Origin of the sequence: uncultured Microbulbifer sp. (assembly GCF_947498635.1) — a bacterium.
In the GTDB taxonomy this organism is placed as follows: Bacteria; Pseudomonadota; Gammaproteobacteria; order Pseudomonadales; family Cellvibrionaceae; genus Microbulbifer; species Microbulbifer echini.
This window is the reverse complement of sequence record NZ_CANMKV010000013.1, coordinates 67,557-90,549: the sequence shown is the minus strand read 5'-3', so window position 1 is coordinate 90,549 and position 22,993 is coordinate 67,557. Positions and strand designations below refer to the sequence as shown.

Sequence of the window (22,993 nt, the reverse complement as noted above, 5' to 3'; positions counted from 1 at the left end):
AGTTTAATAAGGTAGAGTGTGAGAATGATAGAGCGAGGGGCTATGCAAGCCTGGAAAATGCTGTTGCTGGCCTTGGTGTCCGCAATATTGGTTGCCTGCGCCAACACCGACGATTCAGAAGAGGGGCTGCCCACCGGCAACCGCACTGAACAGGCCTTTTACGAAGCTGCACAGCGGCAGTTGCGCACCAGCCAGTGGGACCTGGCGATCAAGAACCTGCGGGCCCTGGAAGACAACTTCCCCTTCGGTAACTACGCCGAACAGGCCCAATTGGAGCTGATCTACGCCTATTATCGCAATTACGAAAACGATGCTGCCATTGCTGCCGCAGACCGTTTTATCCGCCTGCACCCGCAACATCGCAACGTCGATTACGCCTATTACATGAAAGGGCTCTCCTCTTTCACCGAGGGCGCGGGCCTGTTTGAGCGCTTTATGCCCACCGACCTGACCAATCGTGATCCCGGCTCGGCACGCGAATCCTTTGCCTACTTTTCCCAGCTGATGGCCCGCTATCCGGAGAGCCGCTACGCTGCGGATGCCCAGAAACGCATGATTCACTTGCGCAACCTGCTAGCCCGCTACGAAATCCACGTCGCCAACTACTACTTTAAACGCGGTGCCTACCTCGCTGCAGCGAACCGCGGTCGCTACGTTGTGGAAAACTTCCAGCAAACCCCGGCCGTACCAGATGCCCTCGCCGTCATGGTACAGGGCTATCACCTGATGGAAATGCCGGAACTGGAGTCCAATGCTCTGGATGTATTGCGCAATAACTACCCAAATCACCCGGCCTTCAAAAAAGATGGCACTTTCAACTACGCCTTTTTCAAAGGGGCTAGCGGTCGCAGTATGGTGCACCGAGTAACCCTTGGCCTGTTTGAGAAGTCAGATCCAAAGGGCTTCGACAGCCGCGAGCTATACAACCCCGAGTACAATCGCGGTGAAGCTCCTCTCCCCCCGGAGCTGATGTAATTTCCTACCTTTAATGTAAAACGGCGCCAAAGGCGCCGTTTTACATTGTGCACGAACCTATTCGCCGGCCTTCCAGCCATTAGTAATCGGATAGCGCCGATCCCGCCCGAAACCCCGCTCGGATATCCGCACACCAACAGCGGCCTGGCGGCGCTTATACTCATTGCGCGACACCAGGCGCACAATCCGCTCCACCACACTACGTTCAAAGCCCCGACTGATAATCTGCTCCGCACTGTAGTCCCAGTCAACGTAGAGGTGCAGAATCCCGTCTAAAACTTCGTAGGGTGGCAAGCTATCGGTATCTGCTTGGTCCGGCGCCAGCTCAGCACTGGGTGGCCGAGTAATCACGGTCTCAGGTATCACAGCCGATACCGTATTGCGGTAGCGAGCCAACTCAAACACCAGCACCTTGGGGACATCCTTCAACGCATTAAAGCCGCCCACCATATCGCCGTATAAAGTAGCGTAGCCCACCGCCATTTCGCTCTTGTTACCGGTGGTCAGTACCATGGCGCCCTTCTTGTTAGAAATCGCCATCAGTAGGACACCGCGAGAGCGCGCCTGCAGGTTTTCCTCAGTCGTATCCCTGTCCCTGCCGGCAAACTCCTCTGCCAGCGCCCCCATAAAGGCATCAAAAACCGGCTCGATACCAATTTCCCGATATTCAACCCCAAGGCGTTGAGCCTGATCGGCGGCATCATTCTTACTCAGATCCGAGGTGTAGCGGAAAGGCATCATCACCGCCTCCACCCGATCCTTACCCAGGGCATCTACCGCAATCGCCAGGGTCAACGCCGAATCAATCCCTCCGGAAAGCCCGAGTACAACGCCGTTAAAACCATTCTTATTGACGTAGTCCCGTACTCCCAATACCAGCGCCTGGTAAACCGCAGCAAGGTCTTCCAGGGGAGGCGCCACCTCGCCTGGCAACAGGGTTACTCCGCCACTCTGTCGGGAAACCGATACCGGTAGCAGCTGCTCCGCAAATTCCTCCGCCCTGGCACACACCTGTCCCTGGGCGTCCACCGCCATGGAACCGCCATCGAAAACCAACTCATCCTGACCACCACACCAGTTCACATACACAATGGGTGTTTGCACGGCACGTGCCTGCCGTAACAATAACGCTTGGCGCTGTTCGGCCTTACCCCGGTGGAAGGGAGAGGCATTGATATTCAGTATCAATTTGGCCCCGGCTTCAACAGCCGCCTGCAGGGGTTCTGGGTGCCAGATATCCTCACAAATACTGACCCCGACGGGAATGCCCTTGATCTCCACTACGCAGGGTTGTGTCCCTTTGGTGAAATAGCGCTTCTCATCGAAGACCTGATAGTTCGGCAGTTTCTGCTTCGCGTACTCGGCAACCAACTCGCCACCGACAATCAGGCCCGCCATATTGAACAACTTACCATCCCGCTGGCGAGGATATCCGACCAGAATTGCGCAGGGCAACTGAACTGCTTTTAGCGCCTCCAACGCCGCTTCAATACGGGTCTGCATGCTTGGACGCAGTAGCAAATCCTCCGGAGAGTAGCCGCACAAAGTCAACTCGGGGAACAGGACCAGATCGGCACCCAGCTCGCGATGAGCTCGGTTCGCCAGCTCAATAACAGTGGCGGTATTCCCCGGAATATCTCCCACGAGAGAATTGATTTGTGCCAGTACTAGCTGCAAAGTAGACATTGTTAAACCTCGGACAAGACAGGCCGCCATTGTAACCTGTGCGGATACTATCGGCAGCGGCCCGCCACAACAACAAACCGGGAATCCACCTTGAGTAGCGCCAACGATATCAATACCCACCCCTCTTTCCAGCACCACGAACTATTGCGAATCTGCGCAATTTATCGACTGTCTATCGCCTTGGTGTTATTGGGCGTTTTCTATTCGGATATCGGCGCCGGTGCCCTGGGAGATTACGCCCCCGCATTATTTCTATACACGATTGTGGTGTATTCCATCCTTAATTTTGGCTGGCTTATTTTCCTACGCCAGCAGGCCTACCAAGTGGGCACGGGTCAGATCGGTATTATCCTGGCCTGCGATATTTTAGTTTTTCTCCTGTTAATTGAATCCAGTGGCGGTCTGAATTCCGGGCTCGGCTACCTATTACTCATTAACTGCTCTATCGGCTCCATACTCTTAGACCGACGTATGAGTGCCTTCTTCGCGGCCCTGGCCAGTATCGGAGTAATCGGCCTGCAGTTGTACAACTTGATTTCGGGTCAGGGGACTTCCCAAGACATTGTCGCCGCCGGTGGCCTGGGCCTATTGCTGTTTGCCACAGTGAGTGCATTGCAATACCTATCAGCTCGCATCCGCAGCGCCAATTTGCGCGCTGACCAGCAGAGCCGACAGGCGGCACACCTTCAGCGGTTAGCTCAACAAATTATCGAACGTATGGGTACCGGGGTATTAGTAGTGGGCCCTAGTAGTCAACCGGAGCTGATCAATCAGGCAGCCCGACGACTTCTGGGGGAGCAGCTACACACCGATAGCAAAGCCGGGAGTGACTTACGCCGATCGATTCGCCAATGGCGCAACAATGGGGGGCCAGGTACTCCCCTTCTGCAAGCAGAAAATGGTAGCGAGCTGCACCTCAACTTTGCCAAGCTTGAGCATGAAAGCGGTAGTAGTACCCTGGTGTTTGTGGAAGATAATCGCACGCTGGCCGAGGCCGCACAGAAATTAAAGCTCGCCTCTCTCGGGCATCTCACGGCATCAATCGCCCATGAAATCCGCAACCCACTATCCGCCATCAGCCACGCCGCACAGCTATTATCCGAGTCTTCTCAACTGCAAGAAGAGGATCATCATCTTACCGATATCATCTGTAGGCAGAGCCAGCGGGTAAACCAGATTATTGAAAACGTAATGCAGCTATCCCGCCGCCAAGCGGGAAATCCCCAGGAACACGACTTGAGTGGCTGGCTGCAGCAGCTAATCCAGGACTACAACGCCGGCTCCGACCAGTCGGACCGTGTTGAACTCGACTTACCGAAACAACCTGTTAGTGCCAAGTTTGACGCCGCACAAATGGCTCAGGTTGTGACTAACCTCACTGACAACGCTTTATATCACTCACAGACCGCCACCGGTAAGCGACAGGCCGAAATCAGTGTGTACTACAATCCAGTGCGAGGCTGTATCCAACTGGATGTGAAAGACCAAGGCCCAGGGGTTCCACAGAAGAATCGCAATAAGGTTTTTGAACCCTTCTTTACCACCGGTAATAAGGGCAGTGGCCTCGGCTTATATATTGCCCGTGAGCTCTGTGAAACCAACAAAGCGAACATCTACCACTGTCGCAGCGACGACGACAGGAGCTGCTTCCGGGTTGAATTCGCGCACTAAAACGGTGTGACTTGATTCTGCTCAGGAATTTTTCCCAAAATGTAGTGGATTATTCGTAAAGAATTTCTGACATAATCAAAAACGGCACTCTTGCCCATAATCTCAACAACAAGAAAAGACAGAGAATTGATGCTACCTCTGGCCCTGGTTGTCGACGACGAACCAGATATCTGCAAACTAATCACTCTCACTCTGCAGCGCATGGATGTGGACTGCCACACCGCCGCCAACCTCGCAGAGGCGAAGCGCCTGCTCACAGAAAATCGCTATGATTTCTGCCTCACAGACTTACGCCTCCCCGATGGCGATGGTCTGCAGTTGGTGGAGCATATCGGTAGCGGTATCCACCGGGATCTACCCGTCGCGGTAATCACCGCCCACGGCAATATGGATACCGCCATTAAAGCCTTGAAACTCGGCGCCTTCGATTTTGTTAGCAAGCCCGTAGACCTGGAGCGGCTGCGCAACCTCGCCCAGCTAGCCCTGCGCCTAAACCGTGACCGCGATCCCCAACAGAGAAAAAACTCTGAGCAGCTGCTTTTGGGCGAAGCACATAATATGCACAAGCTGCGCGAACAAATCCGCAAGGTCGCACGCAGTGATGCCCCGGTCTATATCAGTGGTGAATCGGGTTCCGGCAAGGAGCTGGCCGCTCGCGCTATCCACAGCCAGGGGGCTCGTGCAGATAAACCTTTTGTGCCCATCAATTGTGGTGCCATCCCCGCAGAGCTCATGGAAAGTGAATTTTTCGGGCACAAAAAAGGCAGTTTTACCGGCGCACACAAAGATCAAGCCGGCTTACTACAAAGTGCCCAGGGCGGCACCCTGTTTCTCGACGAAGTGGCCGACCTGCCTCTCGATATGCAGGTAAAACTCTTACGTGCCATACAAGAAAAACGAATTCGGCCTATCGGCGCAAGCCAGGAGATACCCATTGATGTGCGTATTCTTAGTGCAACGCACAAAGATCTGGCCAAGGAAGTCAATGAAGGCCGCTTTCGCAGCGACCTCTACTACCGCATCAATGTCATCGAAATCTCAACGCCGCCCCTGCGCGAGCGCAGCGAAGACATCCCCCTACTGATCAATGCGATTATGCAACGCATAGCTAATAACTCAGGCGTCACACCACCCAAAATATCCACAGATGCCCAGGCAGCTCTGCAAAACTATCCTTTCCCCGGTAATGTGCGTCAACTAGAAAATATCCTGGAGCGCGCTTTCACTCTGTGCGATCAACAGGAAATTTGTTGTGAAGACCTTTTGCTGGAAAGAGATGAACAACAGCAGGATAGACAGGCTTTAGCCACCACGGCAATAACGGAGCCCTTATCACAAAAACAGCTAGAAAATACCAACCGCTTTGATCCCAGTCAGTACAACTCCCTGGATGCGTTTCTACAGGATATAGAAAAAGAGGCAATAGAAAACGCCCTCACCAAAACCCGCTGGAACCGCACCGCTGCGGCTCAAAAACTGGGGATTAGCTTTCGTTCTCTGCGTTACCGATTGAAAAAATTGGGGCTGGAGACCTAATAAAACGATCGTACCGTAATCGCCTGTGATTGGCTTTTAGAAGGGTAGCAGTATGCTAGTGCAAACTCACAACCGAGGAGTTTGCACCGTGAAGAGAGTAACGGGATTTACCCTCATAGAGTTACTGATCAGCATCACTATACTGGCGCTTGTTATCACACTAGCGCTCCCCTCTTTTATTGATTTTATAAAGCGTTATCAAAGTAAAGTGAAGCAACAAGAATTGTTTGGACTGCTAATGTTGATGCGTACTAAAGCGTATAATGAAAACCTTCATTACACTTTGTGCCCACAAGGGCAGAATGACGTTTGTGCCGACAACTGGTCTAGAGGTGCCCTATTATTCGCAGATATGGATAAAGATGGTGAGTTAGATTCTGGTGAAAGAATTGAGCGAAAACTAGAAAGCTTAAAGAGTAATGCCTCTCTTAGCTGGATGGCATTTAACAATAAGGGCTCTATTACATTTAAGCCAGATGGGAAAACCCCATCCCAAAGTGGCAATTTTTCCTATTGCCCCGCGACAGGCGAGGCAAAATATGGCTGGATAATAATTCTTAATGCTATTGGACGCCCCTATTATGCAAAAGACAAAAATGGCAATGGAATTGTAGAAAATGGAAGTGGGGAAGATCTAGTTTGCCCAAAACACCAATCCAGCTAATCAACAACTTTTATTCCAGCACATATCTTTCGGGTCATCGATGCTACTATCATTATCGCGATCCCACCCACGAGTCCCACTTGAGCGAAGCTCGACTATGCCATTTCCGATCTGACTATTAATAGGCGTAGCTCTAAGAGTATAGGTAGCCTGAGTTGCAGCGGTAATCCTAAGGTTATATTTTTTTGCTCCCCCATCCAGCGGAGAAGATGAAGGGAAAATATCTGGTATACCGGTATCTCCCCCTCCTGATGCCGCACCTTTATAGGTGCCATATTCAGTAAAATGTTTCTCCATTGCCTGGGCAAGCCCCATCAGGGCCCCTTGTGCATCTGCCCTGCTGGCAGTCCGCACATTTTCTTGATAAGCAGGCCAGGCGATTCCGGCTAGGATACCGACAATTGCGACAGCAATCATCAATTCAATAAGAGTAAAACCGATTTGTTTTTTCATATATTCAAGGTACAAAAAAATTTATAGGCAACTGCCCAGCGAAGCTGGGCAGAAATAGAATCTAACAAAGTTAAAAGGGCGTTATTTCTTCCCAGGATAAGCGTCCAATTCGGCCCCCACCATAAGTTTTCACTTCTCGCTGATCAACTCCTCCGGCACTGTTTCCTGTTAATTGGCTCTTATTACCAGTTTTGGAATTATCTATAAACCCGGACTCATTGGGACTACTACTGGCCATATACTCTCCTACATAACCATAGTCGTTACTATCAATTGTGCCGCTGCCGTCGCCATCAAAAACTTCTTTCTCGGGAGCTACTCCACTCCAGATATCAACAGACATCAACCAACCACTACCACCTGCTGAACACACCTGCCCACTGGGAATCATTGTATTGAAGAAAAGAACATGGCCCTGAACGGATGGCCGAGTAATGACTCGCTCCCCTCCATTAACATTATCGCCTTCCTGTAGTGGAATATACCAACCGAACTTGGTGGTCCAATCTACCTCGGCAGACTCATCATCAATTTTGCGACGAAGGGAGCCATCTGAAAGCGTTTTCCTGACTAATGATCGCTTTTCAAGATTTTCTTTTACTAAACCATAGGTTCCATTATCCGACACCGCATAAAAACCACCCTCATCTGTATCCGCCGTATCTGTATCAACCAGATACTGACCAGTACCGAAAGAAACCAACAAGCCTGGAGATTCATTATCTTTTATATTTCGAACAACCAAGGGTGGCGCAGTTATTGCCTCCCCGGCAGCAGTAAATAAAGGTTCAGCGAAACCTGTTGTACTATTCTTTTCTACCGACCACATGCTCGAATTAGTATTAGAGACATCAAAAGCCCACATATTACCCTGGAGATCCCCTGCATAGATCCTATCAATAATACCATCCAAATCAGAGTCAATGATTGCTGGGGTAGACATACCATTCTGATTGGAAGCACTTCCTTTCCCCGTTGACAAATAAGTATACTTACTGGTTGAAGCATCGGAACCATCTAGATAAACAATAAATATACCCGCGTCACCAGTCTTACTGTTATAGCCATTACCAAAAATCGCTGCCCATTCATTATTAGCCATACGTCCTATTTGTGGTCGACTAAAACTATAGCCCTGATTTTCATTGTCTTTATCTGAGAATTCCCACATCACAATGCTTTCGGCATTTTCTTCACTAAAGGTTTCAGGGTCTGTAATATTCAGGGCATAATAACCCTTTCCTCCTGCGTTTAACCCCCCAACCAAAACAGTTTTCCAACTTCCATCAATATAAGCATCAGAAACCGTTGGCGTACCATCAACATAAAATTTATGATCGTAGTATTGAGAGCTTAGAGGATGCAATCCCTCGTCGTAGACTTCACTAAGCAGGATAGATGGTGAATAGGCTATCAACTCCCTTCCCGCACTGGGTGAGTTCGTCGTATCCATATTGGCATTAAAGCCATGCAGAAATCCATCATTAGCACCGACATAGACTACTGGAGTTCGATTTTTCTTTTCAACCTGAAATGCGGCATAAGATTCACTTTCGGAGAAAGATGCATCAGCCCAGCCGGCATTCGGTGCACCCACGTAAGCCGGTGTGGAATTCACTATATCCCCTAAACGACTTTCACGCTCCCGAAACTCACCTTCCTCATCGCCCTCATTAGAGCGATCGCCACGTAAAAAATCAATTCGATCCGATACTCTCCCATCATCTACGGCATTTGTTATATAACTATAAAATGTAAGATCCTTGGTATGATCAGAATCCGTTGTTCCCACCTCCGCAGCAGTAAAAGGGACTCCCTTATTATCCTTATAAGTCAGCATTACTCTGGTATCAACATCTGCAACACCATCAAGGATTGAAGCTGCCTGCCAGGTAGGAGAGGGGGCAAGTTTTCCTGAAGAGTCTAACGACCAGGCTGATAAATTTCCGTTCCATTTTCCACTATGAAACTCAGCCGCGAAAATTGCCGAGCCACTGTCCAACACGGTTGAGTTAAAAGCAACCGAACTTGAACTACCGGTAATAGCCTGAACTTCTTTAAAAATTTTATTAAAGGTAAGCTGCAACTGTGATGCATTATCTGCAGAGTAAACACCGCCCCCACCAAGGTGGCCAGCGTTTTTCATTACATCAGTGTCAGACAATCCCTGGTTTGCAAAGCCAATTAGGTAGCTGGTTATGTTATTAATAGCTGGAGTATTATCTGGATTTATAAAATCTGGACGCAAATCAATATCATAGAGTGCCTTAATCACATCATCCATCTGCTCATCATCAGTACACTCACCGGGATTAGAATCACAATTTTCATCATAATCCACTAAAATATTGCTTACCTTATCATCCTGAGTCGGCTCGCCATCAGTAAGTGCCACCATAAAGCTTTTTTGGCAATAATATTGAATAGCACTACTAGCTACAGTATCACCTGGTTTACTAACCTTTCCCCAGTCTAAAATGGTAGATTCATTGCCGCCACTTGACTCGCCTGAAAAAATTTTCGAGCCCGATTCGGACTTATTATTTCCATCACCATCTTTATAAATAAGGTTCTGGTTTTCATATCCAGTAATAAAGTAACGGCCAACGCCAGCAAATGATTCGGCCAATGGAGTATTCCCACTTGCACCAACTTCATCAACCGCATCAAGAATAGTAGTCAGGTTATCATTCGTAAGGCTCGTTAAGCCCTGTAACATTTTCCCGCCTTCATTCCCATTAAACTGCATAAGGCCTATTCGCACATCCTCCAGCTGAGAAACCAGATCCTTTGCTGCAGTTTTCATTATATCTGTTTTGCGCAAGTCCACCTTAGAGCGCATTGGGTTATTTTCTTCATCAACAAACTTATCAGCAACATAACTTCCCGAAGCATTCTTTTCGGAAAAAAACCAATTTAGAAATCTTCCAGACACCTTTTTTCTGTAATAACCGGAATTACTATCAGAATCCAATGTCCTATAGTGTTCTGGGGAATTATTGTTGTCGTAGTAATAACCTGACGCATACAACCTGGCATTATATTTTTTATTATCATGAAAACAATTACCACTAGTATTCCAAACTTTCCACTCGCTACCGCTATCACTCAATCTAAACTCAGTGTACCCATCCGAAAGACGCACAGCAAAATTAACCATGACATTTCTATTATTAACTGGATTTGAGCAGCTAGGCCTATCTGTGGCATCTCCATCATATTCTGAAGGTGGATAAACTATTCCTTGCATAGACCTAGATGAATCCAAGACAAACATAATATTTGGCTCAGCGGAACCGCGCGAATAGAGTGGCACATCCGATAAATTACCTGGCGCAGCAGAAAGCTCAGAGGATATCAGTAGCAACAAAGCAATATTCAATGAACGTAAAATAACTTTCTTCTTATATTGTTTTTTTAATTTCATAACACCGCCCCTTAGAATTCCTTACCATACAGAGTCACAATAATTCTCTCCGTACCACTAACACTGACACCACGACTCACAATTTTAAACACGTAGACCGTCGTATCATCCCCCCCTGTACTCCCTGAACTCAAATCCACGTCATCAACATTAGATTCACCTGCCGCCAAGCCAAAACGTTCGATATACATACGCCCAGATATTTTATTGCCTGCAGGATCCAGCATGGAGACTTGCTTAGAAGTTGAATTAGTATCTTTCCAGGTGTCCTCAGAAAAAATATCCTCAGGTCCCTCCCCTTCATTATGCTGCCAATTTACCGAACCAAAATTACTAATTTTAACCAGGCCTTCTATTTCTTTTTCTCCAAGCCTGGCCATAGATTCTGCCACTTCCAAAGCAACCTTAGCGTCCCTCGAAGCAGAGGTCATACGTTCACTCATCAAAACACTACGGGCACCTGAAATACCTATGAGAGTTAAAACCAAAAGAATAATCAGGCTAACCATCAATACGGCACCCTGCTCCTTTTTCAAACATCTCATTACATACTCCCCCTATTGCGCACCTTAATAGTGGCTACATATAACTTTCTCAATTTACCATCTGCATCCGGCTCATAGGATGTGCCATCCAAGCGCGTGATAGTTTGGCTATTTGCACCAGAATCACTATCACTCGAGATTACGAGCTCTATTTTTACTGCAACCACCTTAGCCATGACATCATCAGCGCCAGCTATTTGCCATTTATCAACTATTCCACTGTCTGTAGTATCCAAACCATAAGATACCTGCATGTCTTCCACTCCAGGAACAAGCTCCTGAGGCTTACCTTCATGCTCCTGGACGAATAAAGATTTACTACCCGGTGCCCCTTCGGAAATGAAAAACGTTCTTTGGTAGGGCGTCAATATTTTTGAATCCGCACCATATTTTTTATCCAGACCAAAAGTATCACTTTCATTCTCAATCCAGCCTTCAGCAATTTTACCTTTTTCATACTTCAGTTTTTTATTTTTAGACGTTCCATCAACAGTAATCCCGGTTACCGTAAAGGCGCTCCCAGACAGACAATTCGACACCAGCACAATATCACCAGCTTCAATGGGACAATTTTCTGTCACAATTACATCACTATCACTCACGCCATTCAGCATTTTCCCTTTGCCTCCACAGGCATCTTCTGCGCCACTGAGAATGAGCACATCGGTACCAAGTGCCACTTCCTTTTCCCCGACTTTTTTTGTGCTGGAGGCACTCTCCACCCCAAGAATACCGTTAGAACCTATATTCTTAAGAAATTCATCATCAGTTTTTAGCAGCTTTCCTATATCATCCTTTTCTGCACAGCCCCAAAAACCGGCTTGTCGAACTTCTCTACCAAACATATCTACCGCAAAACGCCCGCTCTCCTGCACCCTGGCGAATCCATTCTGCATCTTCAAGGTGTCATTATTACTTTGAAATATTTGCAGCACACCAAGTAACAAAAGAGAACTTAATAGAATACCAATCATCAACTCAATTAATGAAAGGCCGCGCTGTAAAGATAAATAAATCATAATCTATAACTCCACGCTCATCTCAAAGGTAGCGTCATCCAGATTTCCAGAACTACCACCATAACTCTTCCCAGTATGCTGTTCTTTCCAAGTAATCGTAACTTTAACCTCTCCAGCATCACTCTTGATACTCCCTGTAGCGGAAGGAAAATTACTTGAAAGTAAGTTTTCCCACTCATAAATATCAAGGTCTGATAGCTCTGAAGGTGTACATTTGCTACTGCAATCTGGAGTTAAACTATTATTATCTGTGGACGGCGCTCCCCCGGAAATATCATCGTCTTCTCCAGCAAGATCTACACTCAATCCATGATTACCATCATAGTCTCCTGACTTAAAACCAACTGGATTGGCTCTCATTCGCTCAATAATTTCCTGTGCGGCAAGCGCTGCCATATAGCGATGGTGCGAACCATTACCATTCTTCAGACTCATCATTTGTGTGGCCGCCAAACCTAGTAATCCAATTGCCAAAACCAGAATAGAAACTAAAATTTCTATTAGGGTTGCTCCACGCTGATCAAACACTAGGTATTCCTCCACCACTATTGCAGGTAATGTTTTTTGTTAACCTAAGAGCCCCAGAGGCCAGTAACTCCAACTTACGCCCATAATCCCCCTGTCGACTATCACATAGCCCTAACACCAAGGTTCCATCCAGGCTTCTCTCCCCCCGAGCATTAAAAGAAAAGTCGATATTTGATTTTGAGGCATCGTCCACTGTTACTGACAGATCAAGACCACCAAGATTGACACTCAAAACACGCAGTTCAATATCGTCATCGCCAAAATCTCCGCTACCATCATCAATCCATACTCGGAGCCCCTTACCAATATCACCATCGACGGCGCTCACTCGAACGTCTCCTTTACGGCGCACGGCTTCAGATCGCGCAAACTGTAAAGTACTATTCAAATCATTAGTCATAGTTGACATACGATTGTTTTCTATTAATGTGCTAAAAGATGGAACTGCTAGCGCAGTTACAATCCCCAGCACAGTGATTACCACCATCAACTCAATTAAAGTAAACCCGTTAGTACGTCCAAGCTTATTCATACCGCTTTACTCAAAATTTAGAAAACTATAAAACTGTCAGACCCTAAACCCATACCCACATATCAATGCAACGTACAATTAAACTGTCTTGTATTTGACATGCTTTGAAATTTGGTGTCGATTCTAAGGTACTCCGACTAAAAGACGCGCACCGGTTAAACAGGTCTTCGCTTTAACTTACATTTCTATATATATCGTATATATACCAGTTAATGACGCCATTAAAAGTGAAGATGTCGATGTTTGAGGCCACTACTGACAAGCGGTTACACAGAGGCGATGGGCGGGAGTAAAACTAAAGAGAAAGTGAGGGAGAGGGTTGAGATCAAAAAACAGTAACAAGAAGGAGCGGCGCCTTAGCGCAACTCCTTAGGCAGAGAAAAACGGATATTTTCCTCTCGACCATCCATCTCCTTCGGCAAGCTGGCACCAAGCTGTTGCAGCTTGGTAATCACTTCCTGTACCAGCACTTCCGGTGCCGAGGCGCCGGCGGTGATGCCGATGGAGCTTTTACCGGTGAGCCAGCCGGCATCGATATCTCTGGCGCCGTCGATCAATTTGGCATCGGCGCCACAGCGCTCGGCCAATTCGCGTAGACGATTGGAGTTGGAGCTGTTGGGGCTGCCCACCACCAGTACCAAGTCACTCTCCAGGGCGAGCTGGCGAACTGCATCCTGGCGGTTTTGGGTGGCGTAGCAGATATCGTCCTTGCGTGGACCGCGGATATTGGGGAAGCGCTGGCGCAGCGCGTCGATCACACGCGCGGTATCGTCCATCGAGAGCGTGGTCTGGGTGACATAGGCGAGATTGTTCACGTCTTTCACCTGCAGCCTGGCCACATCGTCTTCGTCCTCGACCAGATAGATAGCGCCGCCGGCGGAGCCGTCATACTGGCCCATAGTACCCTCCACCTCCGGGTGCCCGGCGTGGCCAATCAATATGCACTCGGCGCCATCACTGCTGAACTTGCTAACCTCGATATGCACCTTGGTAACCAGAGGACAGGTGGCGTCAAACACACGCAGATGGCGATCTTCCGCTTGCCGCTGTACGGCCTTGGAAACGCCGTGTGCACTGAAAATAACGATAACGTCATCGGGCACCTCCTCCAGCTCATCCACGAACACAGCGCCGCGTTCGCGCAGGCTCTCCACCACAAACTTATTGTGCACCACCTCGTGGCGCACATAGATCGGTGCGCCAAAGACATCCAGGGCGCGGTTGACGATATCGATCGCGCGATCGACACCGGCACAGAAGCCGCGGGGATTAGCCAGTCGGATTTGCATCTTTACTTCAACACTCTCTCGGTTATCTGCTCAATGTGTGAAAACGCCGATTCTATTGAATCGAATCCACCGCGATAATTTTTACGTGGAAGCTCAATGTCTGACCCGCCAGAGGGTGATTAAAGTCGACAGTCACTTGGTCGTCCTCAATCTCGCGGATCACTCCGGGCAGCTCACCGCCGCCATTGTCGAAGGACACGACCAAGCCCGGCTCCAATTCAATATCCGGAGAGAAGCTGTCGCGGCGAACTTTCTGCATATTAGAAGGATTGCGCTGGCCAAAACCGAGTTCAGGGGGAATTTCAATTTCCGCCTCGTCGCCAGCCTTGAGGCCAAACAGGGCTTTCTCAAAACCCGGTAAAAGACTGCCATCACCCACACTAAACGAGGCGGGATCACCTTTGAAGGTGGAGTCCACTTCGGTACCATCATCCATCTTCAGGCTGAAGTGCAAGGTTACGCGACTGTGCTCGCCGATAACGCCATTACTCATAATTCGTTAAACTTCCGCGTTATTTTTTGTCTTGTCGCCGTCTTTTTCCGCAAAAAAAAGCAACTCTATAACCAGCATGGCCGCGCCGATACTGATACCCATGTCCGCCACATTAAATACTGGGAAGTGCCAGCTACCGTAGTACACGGAAATAAAATCCCGTACATAGCCCAGCAGGATACGATCCCACAGGTTGCCGAGGGCACCACCCAGGATCAGGGCCAGAGCACAAGGCTCCCAACGCTTCAACGACGGCAAACGCCACAACCAAATGGTGACGACAATACTAAAGCCCAGGGCGATCACACCGAAAAACCAACGCTGCCAGCCACCGGCATCGGCCAGAAAGCTAAAAGCGGCGCCGTAATTTTCCGCATAGGTGAACTGGAGAAACCCCGGAATAATTTGCATCGCCGGGCCACGCATAAACTCGTCCACGGCCCACACTTTAGTGGCGACATCCAGGGCCACAACCACTAGAGCCAGCCAGTACCAGCGCCAGGGGTGGCCGAGTAACAGATTGGACTTAGGCATAGTGCCTCACCTCGCCTGCACCGGTCACATTCTCGACGCAGCGGCCGCAAATATCCGGGTAATCATTGTTTTCTCCCACATCGGCGCGGTAGTGCCAACAGCGGGCGCACTTGGGATGATCCACCTTGCTCACACTAATTTTTAATCCTTCCAACTCGGTGCTTTCGGCACCAGCCGCATCACTTAAAGGTTGTACAGAGGTCGAAGAGCAAATCAGTACAAAACGCAACTCATTCTCCAACTCCAGTAATTTCTCTCGCAGATCATCATTGGCGTAAAGGGTTACCGCCGCCTGCAGGGATCCACCGATCACACCGGCTGCGCGCTGTTCCTCCAGAACCTTGTTCACTGCGGTTTTCACCTCAGCGATCACGGCCCAATACTCAGCACCCTTGACGGATTCTACGGGTAGCCTGGGCAGTGGATACCACTCGGCAATAAAAACACTATCGGCGTTGTTACCCGGAATAAATTGCCACAGTTCCTCGGCCGTAAAGCTCAGGATCGGCGCTATCCAGCGCACAAACGCCTGCACAATATGGTAGAGCGCACTCTGCGCCGAGCGGCGCGCGACGCTGTCATCCTTGGTGGTGTACTGGCGGTCTTTGATGATGTCCAGATAGAAGCCACCCATTTCCACTACGCAGAAGTTATGCAGCTTCTGGTAAATCTGGTGAAATTGATAGCTGTCGTAGGCGGCCAGAATCTCGTCTTGCAAACGCGCCGCCTTATCCAGCGCCCAACGATCCAGCGCCAGTAATTCATTCTCTGGCAAGAGGTCTTGCTCAGGATCAAAACCGGCCAGATTGGACAAGAAGAAGCGTGCCGTATTGCGCAAGCGGCGATAGGAATCCGCGGTGCGCTTGAGGATCTCATCGGAGACCGCCATTTCACCGCTAAAATCGGTGGCTGACACCCACAGGCGCAGCACATCCGCGCCCAGCTTGTTGATCACGTCCAGGGGCGCCACGGTATTACCGATGGACTTTGACATCTTACGGCCCTGGGCATCCACGGTGAAGCCGTGGGTCAGCACCTGCTTATAGGGCGCGCAATGATTGATGGCGATGGAGGTTTTTAGGGAGGACTGGAACCAGCCGCGGTGCTGATCGGAACCCTCCAAATATAAATCTGCGGGGAAGCGCAACCCTTTGCGGCGCTCCAGTACAGCGTAATGAGTCACACCGGAATCGAACCAGACATCGAGGGTATCGGTAACTTTTTCGTACTGTTCGGCCTCATCCCCGAGTAGTTCGCGGGCGTCCAGGTCAAACCAGACGTCCATACCTTTCTCGTCGACCATAGCGGCCACTTTATCCATCAGCGCCGGTGTATCTGGGTGCAGTTCGTGGGTTTCCTTATGCATAAATAGAGCGATGGGCACGCCCCAAGTACGCTGGCGGGAGATACACCAGTCCGGGCTGCCATTGAGCATCGAGTCGATACGGGCCTTGCCCCAGCCGGGAATCCACAACACGTTATCGGCGGCTTTCTGCGCCTGCTCCAGCAGGTCATTTTGTTGCATGCTGATAAACCACTGCGGAGTCGCGCGGTAGATCAATGGCGTCTTGGTCCGCCAGCAGTGGGGGTAGCTGTGCTCCAGCTTGCCCTTGTGTAGCAGTACGCCGCGCTCCTCAAGCAGCGCGACAATCTTGTCGTCCACTTTGTACACGTGTTCGCCGGCAAACAGCGGCACGCTGTCGCGATAAACACCGTTGTTATCAATGTAGTTGAGGGTTTCGATACCGTAACGCTTGCCGACTTGGAAGTCGTCGGGGCCGTGGTCGGGCGCAGTATGGACACAGCCGGTACCGGCATCGGTGGTGACATGATCGCCGAGGACAATGGGCAGCATCTTGTCGTAGAAAGGATGATGCACCTTTAAGTGTTCCAGGGCGGCGCCGCGAATACGGCCCACTACTTCCCCAGCAAAACCCGCACGCGCCAATACTGCCTCCTTGAGCGCCTCCGCGACCAGAAGGCGGCGATTGCCCGCCTGCACAACCACATATTCCAGATCAGCATTGACTGAAACCGCCTGGCTCGAAGGCAGGGTCCAGGGCGTTGTGGTCCAGATCACAACCGACAGCGGACCCTCACCGGCGTGCCCACCGGCCGCATCTGCAATCGCCAGGTCCGCCTCTTCACTCGCTGGGTAGCAGACGTCGATGGAGTAGGACACCTTGTCCTGGTATTCCACTTCCGCTTCCGCCAGGGCGGAGCCGCCCACCACACTCCAGTACACCGGCTTGAACCCGCGCGCCAGGTGGCCGTTTTTCACTACACTGCCGAGGGCGCGAATAATGTCACCCTCGAACTGATAATCCATAGTGCGATAGGGATTATCCCACTCACCAAAAACCCCCAGGCGGACAAAGTCTTTCTTCTGCCCTTCCACCTGCTTAGCGGCATATTCCCGGCACTTCTGGCGGAAGGTTTTGTGGTCCACCTTAGTGCCGGCTTTGCCGATTTTTTTCTCTACTCGATGTTCAATAGGTAGACCGTGGCAATCCCAACCGGGCACATAGGGGGCATCGAAACCGCTCAGGGTTTTCGACTTGATAATGATGTCTTTGAGAATTTTATTAACTGAGTGACCAATGTGAATATCGCCATTCGCATAGGGAGGGCCGTCGTGCAGGATAAACTGCTCGCGCCCAGCGCGCGCCTCGCGAATTTTTTCGTAGAGCTTATTGTCCTGCCATTTTTTTAGAATTGCCGGCTCACGCTGTGGCAAGTTGCCACGCATGGGGAAGTCGGTCTCAGGCAGATTCAGGGTCGCTTTATAATCAGTCATTGGGTGTCTACTTCAGCTCTAGTAGAAAAATAAATTAGGTCGTCTCAGTCTATTGGTGTGGCCGGGGGTTTTGCACAAACCACCGCCGGGCATTATCGATATCCTCAGCGATGCGGGCCTTAAGAATATCCAGCGAGGCGAACTTCTCCTCGTTGCGCAATTGATGGCAAAACTCCACGGCGAGCTCGCGCCCATACAAGTTGCCATCAAAATCAAACAGGTTGACCTCCAAAAGGGGTCGCGCACCCTCGCCTTCCACGGTTGGGCGAAATCCCACATTGGCCACGCCGTCCAATTCCCGGCGCCCCTTCGCGATCTCAGTACCATCGGTGGCGGTGGTGCGCACCGTATAAACACCCACCAGCGGAGAGCGGTAGCGGTGCAGGCGCACATTGGCGGTGGGTGCGCCCAGTTGACGGCCAAGGGCGCGTCCCGGCGCAACCCTGCCCGTAATTTGGTAGGGGCGGCCCAATAGAGCTTCGGCCAAATCAAAGTCACCGATCTGCAGTGCCTCGCGGATACGGGTACTGCTCACCCTGGCACCGCCCACTTGAAGAGTCGCCGTATCTTCCACGGTAAAGCCACTCTGAGCGCCGATCTCCCGAAGGAGGCCGAAATCTCCACTGCGATCACAGCCAAAGCGAAAATCATCGCCCACCACCAGATGGCGGATCCCCAGGCCATCGAGCAGTATCCGTTGGATAAAAGCCTCGGCACTGAGGCCGCGCAGGGTCTCGTTAAACTGCAGACACAAAACCCGCTCCACACCCGCGTTAAAAAGGGCCAATACCTTTTCTTTGAAACGCATCAGCCGTGCGGGTGCTTTCTCGGCAGAAAAAAATTCGTGGGGCTGGGGCTCAAAAATAATGGCCACCGAGGGCAGGCTCTGCTCCAACGCGCGCTGTTGTAACTGAGCAATAATCGCCTGGTGACCGAGGTGGACACCATCGAACGAGCCGATCGTCGCCACGCATCCCCGGTGGCGGGGGCGCAGGTTGTGCAACCCGCGAATTAGTTCGCGTTCCTGGGCCAAAACGATCTTCCCATCCTCATAAAATCGAGCCGCACAGTATAGCGGATTCCCGCAGAGCGAACAGAGGCTACTGCCTGCAATCGAGAAACGCCAATCCGAGGCCTATTCAACATTAACTAGTCGCGCGGAAGTGCCGCGGTCGCAGTCCCATTACAAATAAGACCGAGAGGTAGGTCAGGCCCCCTGCCACCACCAACACCCCCATACGCCAGGCGCGTTCAAACCAGCTCCAAATAGCCCAGTCACCCCAAAAGTGGAGAACCCCCACCAATACGCCCATCATGGCTAAATTGGCTACCGCCAGCCGCAGCAGGTAGCGTCCCCAGCCCGCCTCGGGCACGAACACATCATCCCGACGCAACCCCTTGTACAGCAACCAGGCATTGATCACCGCCTGACAGGCAGTCGCCAGTGCCAACCCCATATGGCCGAGCTGCAGGTAGTAATTCAGGGGGATCACAAAGAGCAGACTCAATACCATTTTGGCGGAAATCGCAATCAGCCCGAATTTCACCGGCGTATAAGTATCCTGACGCGCAAAATAACCCGGTGCGAGTACCTTGATCAGCATAAAAGCCAACAACCCCAGGGCGTAGGCCCGCAGGGACCAGGCGGCCATCTGCATGTCCCGCGGCTGCATCTGTCCGTACTGGAAGAGTGTGGTCAGCAGAGGCTCCGCCAACACAACTAGGGCCACCGACGCCGGCAGAGAGACAAGTGTAACGCTGCGCAGCGCCCAATCGAGGGTGTGACGGAAGCGGCGCGGGTCGCCATCGCTGTGCTGGCGGGACAGACTCGGCAATATTACCGTGGCCACCGCCACCCCAAAGACCCCCAGGGGTAACTCGGTCAGACGATCGGAAAAATACAGCCAGGAGACGCTGCCACTGGGCAGAAATGAAGCCAGCAGCGTATCCAGTACCAGGCTGATCTGGGTAACGGATACCCCAAAAATCGCCGGCGCCATCAGCCGCAGTATCTTGCGCACACCTGGGTCGCTCCAGTCCCATTTGGGCTTTGGCAGCAGGCCCTCGCGGGCGAGAAAAGGCAGCTGGAACAGCAACTGCACTACACCGGCTACAAGCACCCCCCAGGCCAGGGCCAGTATCTCAGGGTCAAACCAAGCTGTACCTACAGTTGCCGCCCCGATCAATACCAGATTCAACATGATTGGGGTCAGCGCCGGTATGGCAAAGCGATCAAAACTGTTGAGGATCGCTCCGGTGAACCCCGCCAGGGAGATCAACATCAAGTAGGGGAAGGTAATTTGTAACATACCCGCGGCGAGATCGAACTTCTCCCGCTCACTGCCGTCCCACCACCAGCCAAACGCAAAAATGCCGGTCACCAGCGGGGCGCACACTACGCCAAACAGTGTCACCAGCAACAGGACACCGCCGAGTGCACCCGCTACCCGGTCGTTCAATTGCCGCGCTGCGGCAATACCGCCCTTTTGGCGGTATTCCGCCAGAACTGGCACAAACGCCTGAGCGAAAGCGCCCTCGGCAAATAAGCGGCGGAAAAAATTGGGGATTTTGAAAGCAACAAAAAAGGCATCGGCGGCGTCTCCAGCCCCGGCAAAGCGGGCCAGAGCCATATCCCGGACCAAGCCGGCCACCCGTGACAACATGGTCGCAGCCCCCACCACCGAGCTGCCGCGCAAGAGTCTGGGCGCACCGGATTTCTCGGCGGGTTGTTCTTGGGTAGGGGGTGACTGGGACAACGCTATGACTCCTGGATTTGGTCGAGACCTGCTGGCCGGCAAGTCTACCGCAATTCCGCAGAAACCATGGAGAGGCGAGTAGCAGCCCCCCTACGACCTGGAGTCCGCGAGCCTATACTAGCTGTGAGCTAGTTACGCGTCCCACGGAGTCGGTGGCGCGGGGAGATGACAGGATGACCATTAACGCTTTGATTATTGCCCTGGTACTGGCGATAGTGCTCTACATCGCGATAATGCGCGGCCCCCGCCCCCAGCGAGTCCGTGTCCGTGTAGTGTCACCCCGCGACCGGCACTACCGCCGCCTGACTTAACAGGCGCCCGACCGGTTGCCACATTTCGCCACAATTGCGCGGAAGTTTGCCATCACTGCGCCATACCAGTGCCGCCTTGGAGCCTTTAAATAACACTCAAACGGGCCGAACACATCGGCCCCGACGAGCAAAACAAAGCCTCCAAGGAGAGTAGCAATGAAAAAAGCATTGATGGTTGCAGCCCTGACTTCTCTGATCGCCTCTGGTACTCAGGCGAATGAGATCAACGAATCAAGTCTGACCCAGGCCAAGCAGGCCACGGTCTTTACCACAGCCGCCATCGCCGGTGCCGCTGTGGGTGGTCCGGTCGGGTTTATCGCCGGCGCACTCGGTGGAGCCTGGCTCGGCGAGCAGGTCAAGCAAGCAGAAGAGGCAGATATGCTGGCAACACAACTGACAGAGAGCCGTGCAGAGCTCAGCAACCTGGCACAGCAACTTGATGCGGCTCAGCTGTCCGCGAACGATGCCAGCCAAGTGGCTCTGGATTCACTGCAATTTCAGATGCTGTTCACCACCGGAGAAGATGAACTTCAAACGACCCAGCTGCAGCAGCTAGACGCCATGGCGGACTTCCTGAAGCGCCATCCACACCTGCAAATCCACCTGGAAGGACACGCCGATCCGCGCGGCAGCGATGGTTACAACAATGTACTTTCAGACCAACGCGCATTGAGTGTCGAACAGGCGCTGGTATCCCTGGGGATCGACAGCTCCCGCATCAGCCGCCGCGCGATGGGCTCCACATACTCCCAGGCCCCCCGCGGAGATGTTGACGCCTACGCGATGGAGCGCCGGGTGAATATTCGCTTCTCCCTGCCGGAATCCATGGCCGGGCACTTTTAAACACGAGAAAATGGCCGGGAGGACTGCAAATCCTCTCGGCTGGCGCAAGGCGACTTCAAATCGCTGATGTGCCTATGTGCGGATTACCGATCCGACACCCACTCTCCCCCGGTAAAGAAACCCTGTTGTGCTTGCGGGCCATCTGTGCCCGCCTTTTTGCCAATACACTACCATTTCGTGCATGATTCTCCGCCACCAAAGGAAGCAGCCGGAATCAGCCATGAGTGCCACCATTGCCATTGTCGAAGACGAGCGCGCGATCGCCGAGAATTATCGCGATGCATTGCGCCGCAGCGGCTATCGGGTCGACCTCTACAGTGCAAGGATTGAGGCGATGGAAGGCTTTCGCCAGCGCCTACCGGACCTCGCGGTTATCGACGTCGGTCTCGGCAGTGAAATCGAGGGTGGTTTTGAATTGTGCAGGGAATTGCGTGCCATGGCCCCCAGCCTGCCAATCCTGTTCCTCACCGCGAGGGATTCCGAGCTGGACATTATTTCCGGTCTGCGTCTCGGCGCCGACGACTACCTCACCAAGGATATCTCCCTGCCCCACATGCAGGCGCGTATCAATGCCCTGCTGCGCCGGGTTAGCGTACTGCGCAACCAGGACGACGCCGGTGAGTGCCTCGCCCAGGGCAAGCTGGAGCTGGATATCTCCAGACTGCACTGCCATTGGGACGGAAAGTCCGTAGACCTGACTGTGACTGAATTTTGGATCGTTCACGCCCTGGCCAAAAGACCCGGACACGTCAAGTCTCGCACTCAGCTGATGGAGGCCGCGCGGGTAGTTTTGGACGACAATACTATTACTTCCCACGTCAAACGCATCCGCCGCAAGTTCCAATCCCTGGATAGCGAATTCAATGCCATCGGTACGGCCTACGGTATGGGTTACCGCTGGCAACTGTGATTTTTCCTCAGCACTGCGGTTGTC

General features: G+C 51.6%; 20 protein-coding genes. 7 read left to right on the top strand and 13 right to left on the bottom strand.

The genetic code is table 11. The features are described 5' to 3' along the window. Nucleotides 1-42 precede the first annotated feature (42 nt). Nucleotides 43-975, top strand: a complete 933-nt coding sequence (locus tag Q1A69_RS09060; protein WP_299584269.1) for an outer membrane protein assembly factor BamD — start codon at nucleotides 43-45, stop codon at nucleotides 973-975. A 57-nt stretch (nucleotides 976-1,032) separates the two neighbouring features. Here the strand turns inward: Q1A69_RS09060 and Q1A69_RS09055 are convergent, their stop codons facing one another. Next, the gene (locus Q1A69_RS09055; RefSeq protein WP_299584266.1) at nucleotides 1,033-2,661 is read right to left on the bottom strand and encodes an NAD+ synthase; all 1,629 of its coding nucleotides are present in this window, start codon (nucleotides 2,659-2,661) and stop codon (nucleotides 1,033-1,035) included. Nucleotides 2,662-2,751: 90 nt separating this feature from the next. Between Q1A69_RS09055 and Q1A69_RS09050 the strand changes: the two genes are divergently transcribed. The 3 genes from Q1A69_RS09050 to Q1A69_RS09040 all read left to right on the top strand — a co-directional run bounded on the left by Q1A69_RS09050 (nucleotide 2,752) and on the right by Q1A69_RS09040 (nucleotide 6,532). After that, nucleotides 2,752-4,332: a HAMP domain-containing sensor histidine kinase gene (locus Q1A69_RS09050; RefSeq protein WP_299584263.1), complete on the top strand. Its 1,581-nt coding sequence runs from the start codon at nucleotides 2,752-2,754 to the stop codon at nucleotides 4,330-4,332. 129 nt (nucleotides 4,333-4,461) lie between these two features. Continuing rightward, nucleotides 4,462-5,868, top strand: coding sequence for a sigma-54 dependent transcriptional regulator (locus tag Q1A69_RS09045; protein ID WP_299584260.1), 1,407 nt, complete (start codon nucleotides 4,462-4,464; stop codon nucleotides 5,866-5,868). An 88-nt stretch (nucleotides 5,869-5,956) separates the two neighbouring features. Beyond that, entirely contained in the window at nucleotides 5,957-6,532 is a 576-nt protein-coding gene (locus tag Q1A69_RS09040; RefSeq protein ID WP_299584257.1) for a GspH/FimT family pseudopilin, read from the top strand. Here Q1A69_RS09040 and Q1A69_RS09035 read toward each other — a convergent pair whose 3' ends face one another. From Q1A69_RS09035 to murJ, 12 genes are all read right to left on the bottom strand, one after another. Then, nucleotides 6,533-6,985 (bottom strand): type IV pilin protein, encoded by a 453-nt coding sequence (locus tag Q1A69_RS09035; protein ID WP_299584254.1) that lies wholly within the window; start codon nucleotides 6,983-6,985, stop codon nucleotides 6,533-6,535. 70 nt (nucleotides 6,986-7,055) lie between these two features. Further along, nucleotides 7,056-10,412, bottom strand: coding sequence for a PilC/PilY family type IV pilus protein (locus tag Q1A69_RS09030; protein WP_299584251.1), 3,357 nt, complete (start codon nucleotides 10,410-10,412; stop codon nucleotides 7,056-7,058). Nucleotides 10,413-10,423: 11 nt separating this feature from the next. Further along, complete coding sequence (locus tag Q1A69_RS09025) at nucleotides 10,424-10,957, bottom strand: PilX N-terminal domain-containing pilus assembly protein (protein ID WP_299584249.1); 534 nt, start codon at nucleotides 10,955-10,957, stop codon at nucleotides 10,424-10,426. After that, the gene (locus Q1A69_RS09020; RefSeq protein WP_299584248.1) at nucleotides 10,957-11,976 is read right to left on the bottom strand and encodes a PilW family protein; all 1,020 of its coding nucleotides are present in this window, start codon (nucleotides 11,974-11,976) and stop codon (nucleotides 10,957-10,959) included. The genes Q1A69_RS09025 and Q1A69_RS09020 overlap by 1 nt, the downstream gene beginning before the upstream one ends. A gap of 3 nt (nucleotides 11,977-11,979) precedes the next feature. After that, nucleotides 11,980-12,504, bottom strand: a complete 525-nt coding sequence (gene pilV, locus Q1A69_RS09015) for a type IV pilus modification protein PilV (protein ID WP_299584246.1) — start codon at nucleotides 12,502-12,504, stop codon at nucleotides 11,980-11,982. Further along, nucleotides 12,497-13,036 (bottom strand): GspH/FimT family pseudopilin, encoded by a 540-nt coding sequence (locus Q1A69_RS09010; protein WP_299584244.1) that lies wholly within the window; start codon nucleotides 13,034-13,036, stop codon nucleotides 12,497-12,499. Before Q1A69_RS09010 ends, pilV begins: the two co-directional genes overlap by 8 nt. A 356-nt stretch (nucleotides 13,037-13,392) precedes the next feature. After that, nucleotides 13,393-14,325 carry a 4-hydroxy-3-methylbut-2-enyl diphosphate reductase gene (gene ispH / locus Q1A69_RS09005; protein WP_299584240.1) on the bottom strand — a complete coding sequence of 311 codons (933 nt, stop codon included), beginning with the start codon at nucleotides 14,323-14,325 and terminating at the stop codon, nucleotides 13,393-13,395. Nucleotides 14,326-14,377: 52 nt separating this feature from the next. Further along, nucleotides 14,378-14,818 (bottom strand): peptidylprolyl isomerase, encoded by a 441-nt coding sequence (locus tag Q1A69_RS09000; protein WP_299584238.1) that lies wholly within the window; start codon nucleotides 14,816-14,818, stop codon nucleotides 14,378-14,380. A 6-nt stretch (nucleotides 14,819-14,824) separates the two neighbouring features. Beyond that, nucleotides 14,825-15,352, bottom strand: a complete 528-nt coding sequence (gene lspA, locus Q1A69_RS08995) for a signal peptidase II (RefSeq protein WP_299584235.1) — start codon at nucleotides 15,350-15,352, stop codon at nucleotides 14,825-14,827. Continuing rightward, complete coding sequence (gene ileS / locus Q1A69_RS08990) at nucleotides 15,345-18,149, bottom strand: isoleucine--tRNA ligase (RefSeq protein ID WP_299584233.1); 2,805 nt, start codon at nucleotides 18,147-18,149, stop codon at nucleotides 15,345-15,347. The genes lspA and ileS overlap by 8 nt, the downstream gene beginning before the upstream one ends. Nucleotides 18,150-18,198: 49 nt before the next feature. After that, on the bottom strand, nucleotides 18,199-19,182 hold the full coding sequence (gene ribF / locus Q1A69_RS08985; RefSeq protein WP_299584230.1) for a bifunctional riboflavin kinase/FAD synthetase: 984 nt from the start codon (nucleotides 19,180-19,182) through the stop codon (nucleotides 18,199-18,201). 112 nt (nucleotides 19,183-19,294) lie between these two features. Next, nucleotides 19,295-20,905 carry a murein biosynthesis integral membrane protein MurJ gene (gene murJ / locus Q1A69_RS08980; protein WP_299584227.1) on the bottom strand — a complete coding sequence of 537 codons (1,611 nt, stop codon included), beginning with the start codon at nucleotides 20,903-20,905 and terminating at the stop codon, nucleotides 19,295-19,297. A 173-nt stretch (nucleotides 20,906-21,078) separates the two neighbouring features. Here murJ and Q1A69_RS08975 point away from each other — a divergent pair, with 173 nt between their 5' ends. From Q1A69_RS08975 to pdsR, 3 genes are all read left to right on the top strand, one after another. Then, complete coding sequence (locus tag Q1A69_RS08975) at nucleotides 21,079-21,216, top strand: hypothetical protein (protein WP_299584225.1); 138 nt, start codon at nucleotides 21,079-21,081, stop codon at nucleotides 21,214-21,216. Nucleotides 21,217-21,372: 156 nt separating this feature from the next. Continuing rightward, nucleotides 21,373-22,059: an OmpA family protein gene (locus tag Q1A69_RS08970; RefSeq protein WP_299584222.1), complete on the top strand. Its 687-nt coding sequence runs from the start codon at nucleotides 21,373-21,375 to the stop codon at nucleotides 22,057-22,059. A gap of 220 nt (nucleotides 22,060-22,279) precedes the next feature. After that, the gene (pdsR, locus tag Q1A69_RS08965) at nucleotides 22,280-22,969 is read left to right on the top strand and encodes a proteobacterial dedicated sortase system response regulator (RefSeq protein WP_299584219.1); all 690 of its coding nucleotides are present in this window, start codon (nucleotides 22,280-22,282) and stop codon (nucleotides 22,967-22,969) included. Nucleotides 22,970-22,993: the final 24 nt, after the last annotated feature.

Coding starts and splice junctions, on each gene's coding strand:
- Q1A69_RS09030 (WP_299584251.1), bottom strand. CDS start 10,412: ATGAAATTAAAAAAACAATATAAGAAGAAAGTTATTTTACGTTCATTG.
- Q1A69_RS09010 (WP_299584244.1), bottom strand. CDS start 13,036: ATGAATAAGCTTGGACGTACTAACGGGTTTACTTTAATTGAGTTGATG.
- Q1A69_RS09055 (WP_299584266.1), bottom strand. CDS start 2,661: ATGTCTACTTTGCAGCTAGTACTGGCACAAATCAATTCTCTCGTGGGA.
- Q1A69_RS09035 (WP_299584254.1), bottom strand. CDS start 6,985: ATGAAAAAACAAATCGGTTTTACTCTTATTGAATTGATGATTGCTGTC.
- Q1A69_RS08975 (WP_299584225.1), top strand. CDS start 21,079: ATGACCATTAACGCTTTGATTATTGCCCTGGTACTGGCGATAGTGCTC.
- Q1A69_RS09025 (WP_299584249.1), bottom strand. CDS start 10,957: ATGAGATGTTTGAAAAAGGAGCAGGGTGCCGTATTGATGGTTAGCCTG.
- Q1A69_RS09060 (WP_299584269.1), top strand. CDS start 43: ATGCAAGCCTGGAAAATGCTGTTGCTGGCCTTGGTGTCCGCAATATTG.
- ileS (WP_299584233.1), bottom strand. CDS start 18,149: ATGACTGATTATAAAGCGACCCTGAATCTGCCTGAGACCGACTTCCCC.
- Q1A69_RS09020 (WP_299584248.1), bottom strand. CDS start 11,976: ATGATTTATTTATCTTTACAGCGCGGCCTTTCATTAATTGAGTTGATG.
- lspA (WP_299584235.1), bottom strand. CDS start 15,352: ATGCCTAAGTCCAATCTGTTACTCGGCCACCCCTGGCGCTGGTACTGG.
- ispH (WP_299584240.1), bottom strand. CDS start 14,325: ATGCAAATCCGACTGGCTAATCCCCGCGGCTTCTGTGCCGGTGTCGAT.
- Q1A69_RS09000 (WP_299584238.1), bottom strand. CDS start 14,818: ATGAGTAATGGCGTTATCGGCGAGCACAGTCGCGTAACCTTGCACTTC.
- Q1A69_RS08970 (WP_299584222.1), top strand. CDS start 21,373: ATGAAAAAAGCATTGATGGTTGCAGCCCTGACTTCTCTGATCGCCTCT.
- Q1A69_RS09045 (WP_299584260.1), top strand. CDS start 4,462: ATGCTACCTCTGGCCCTGGTTGTCGACGACGAACCAGATATCTGCAAA.
- pdsR (WP_299584219.1), top strand. CDS start 22,280: ATGAGTGCCACCATTGCCATTGTCGAAGACGAGCGCGCGATCGCCGAG.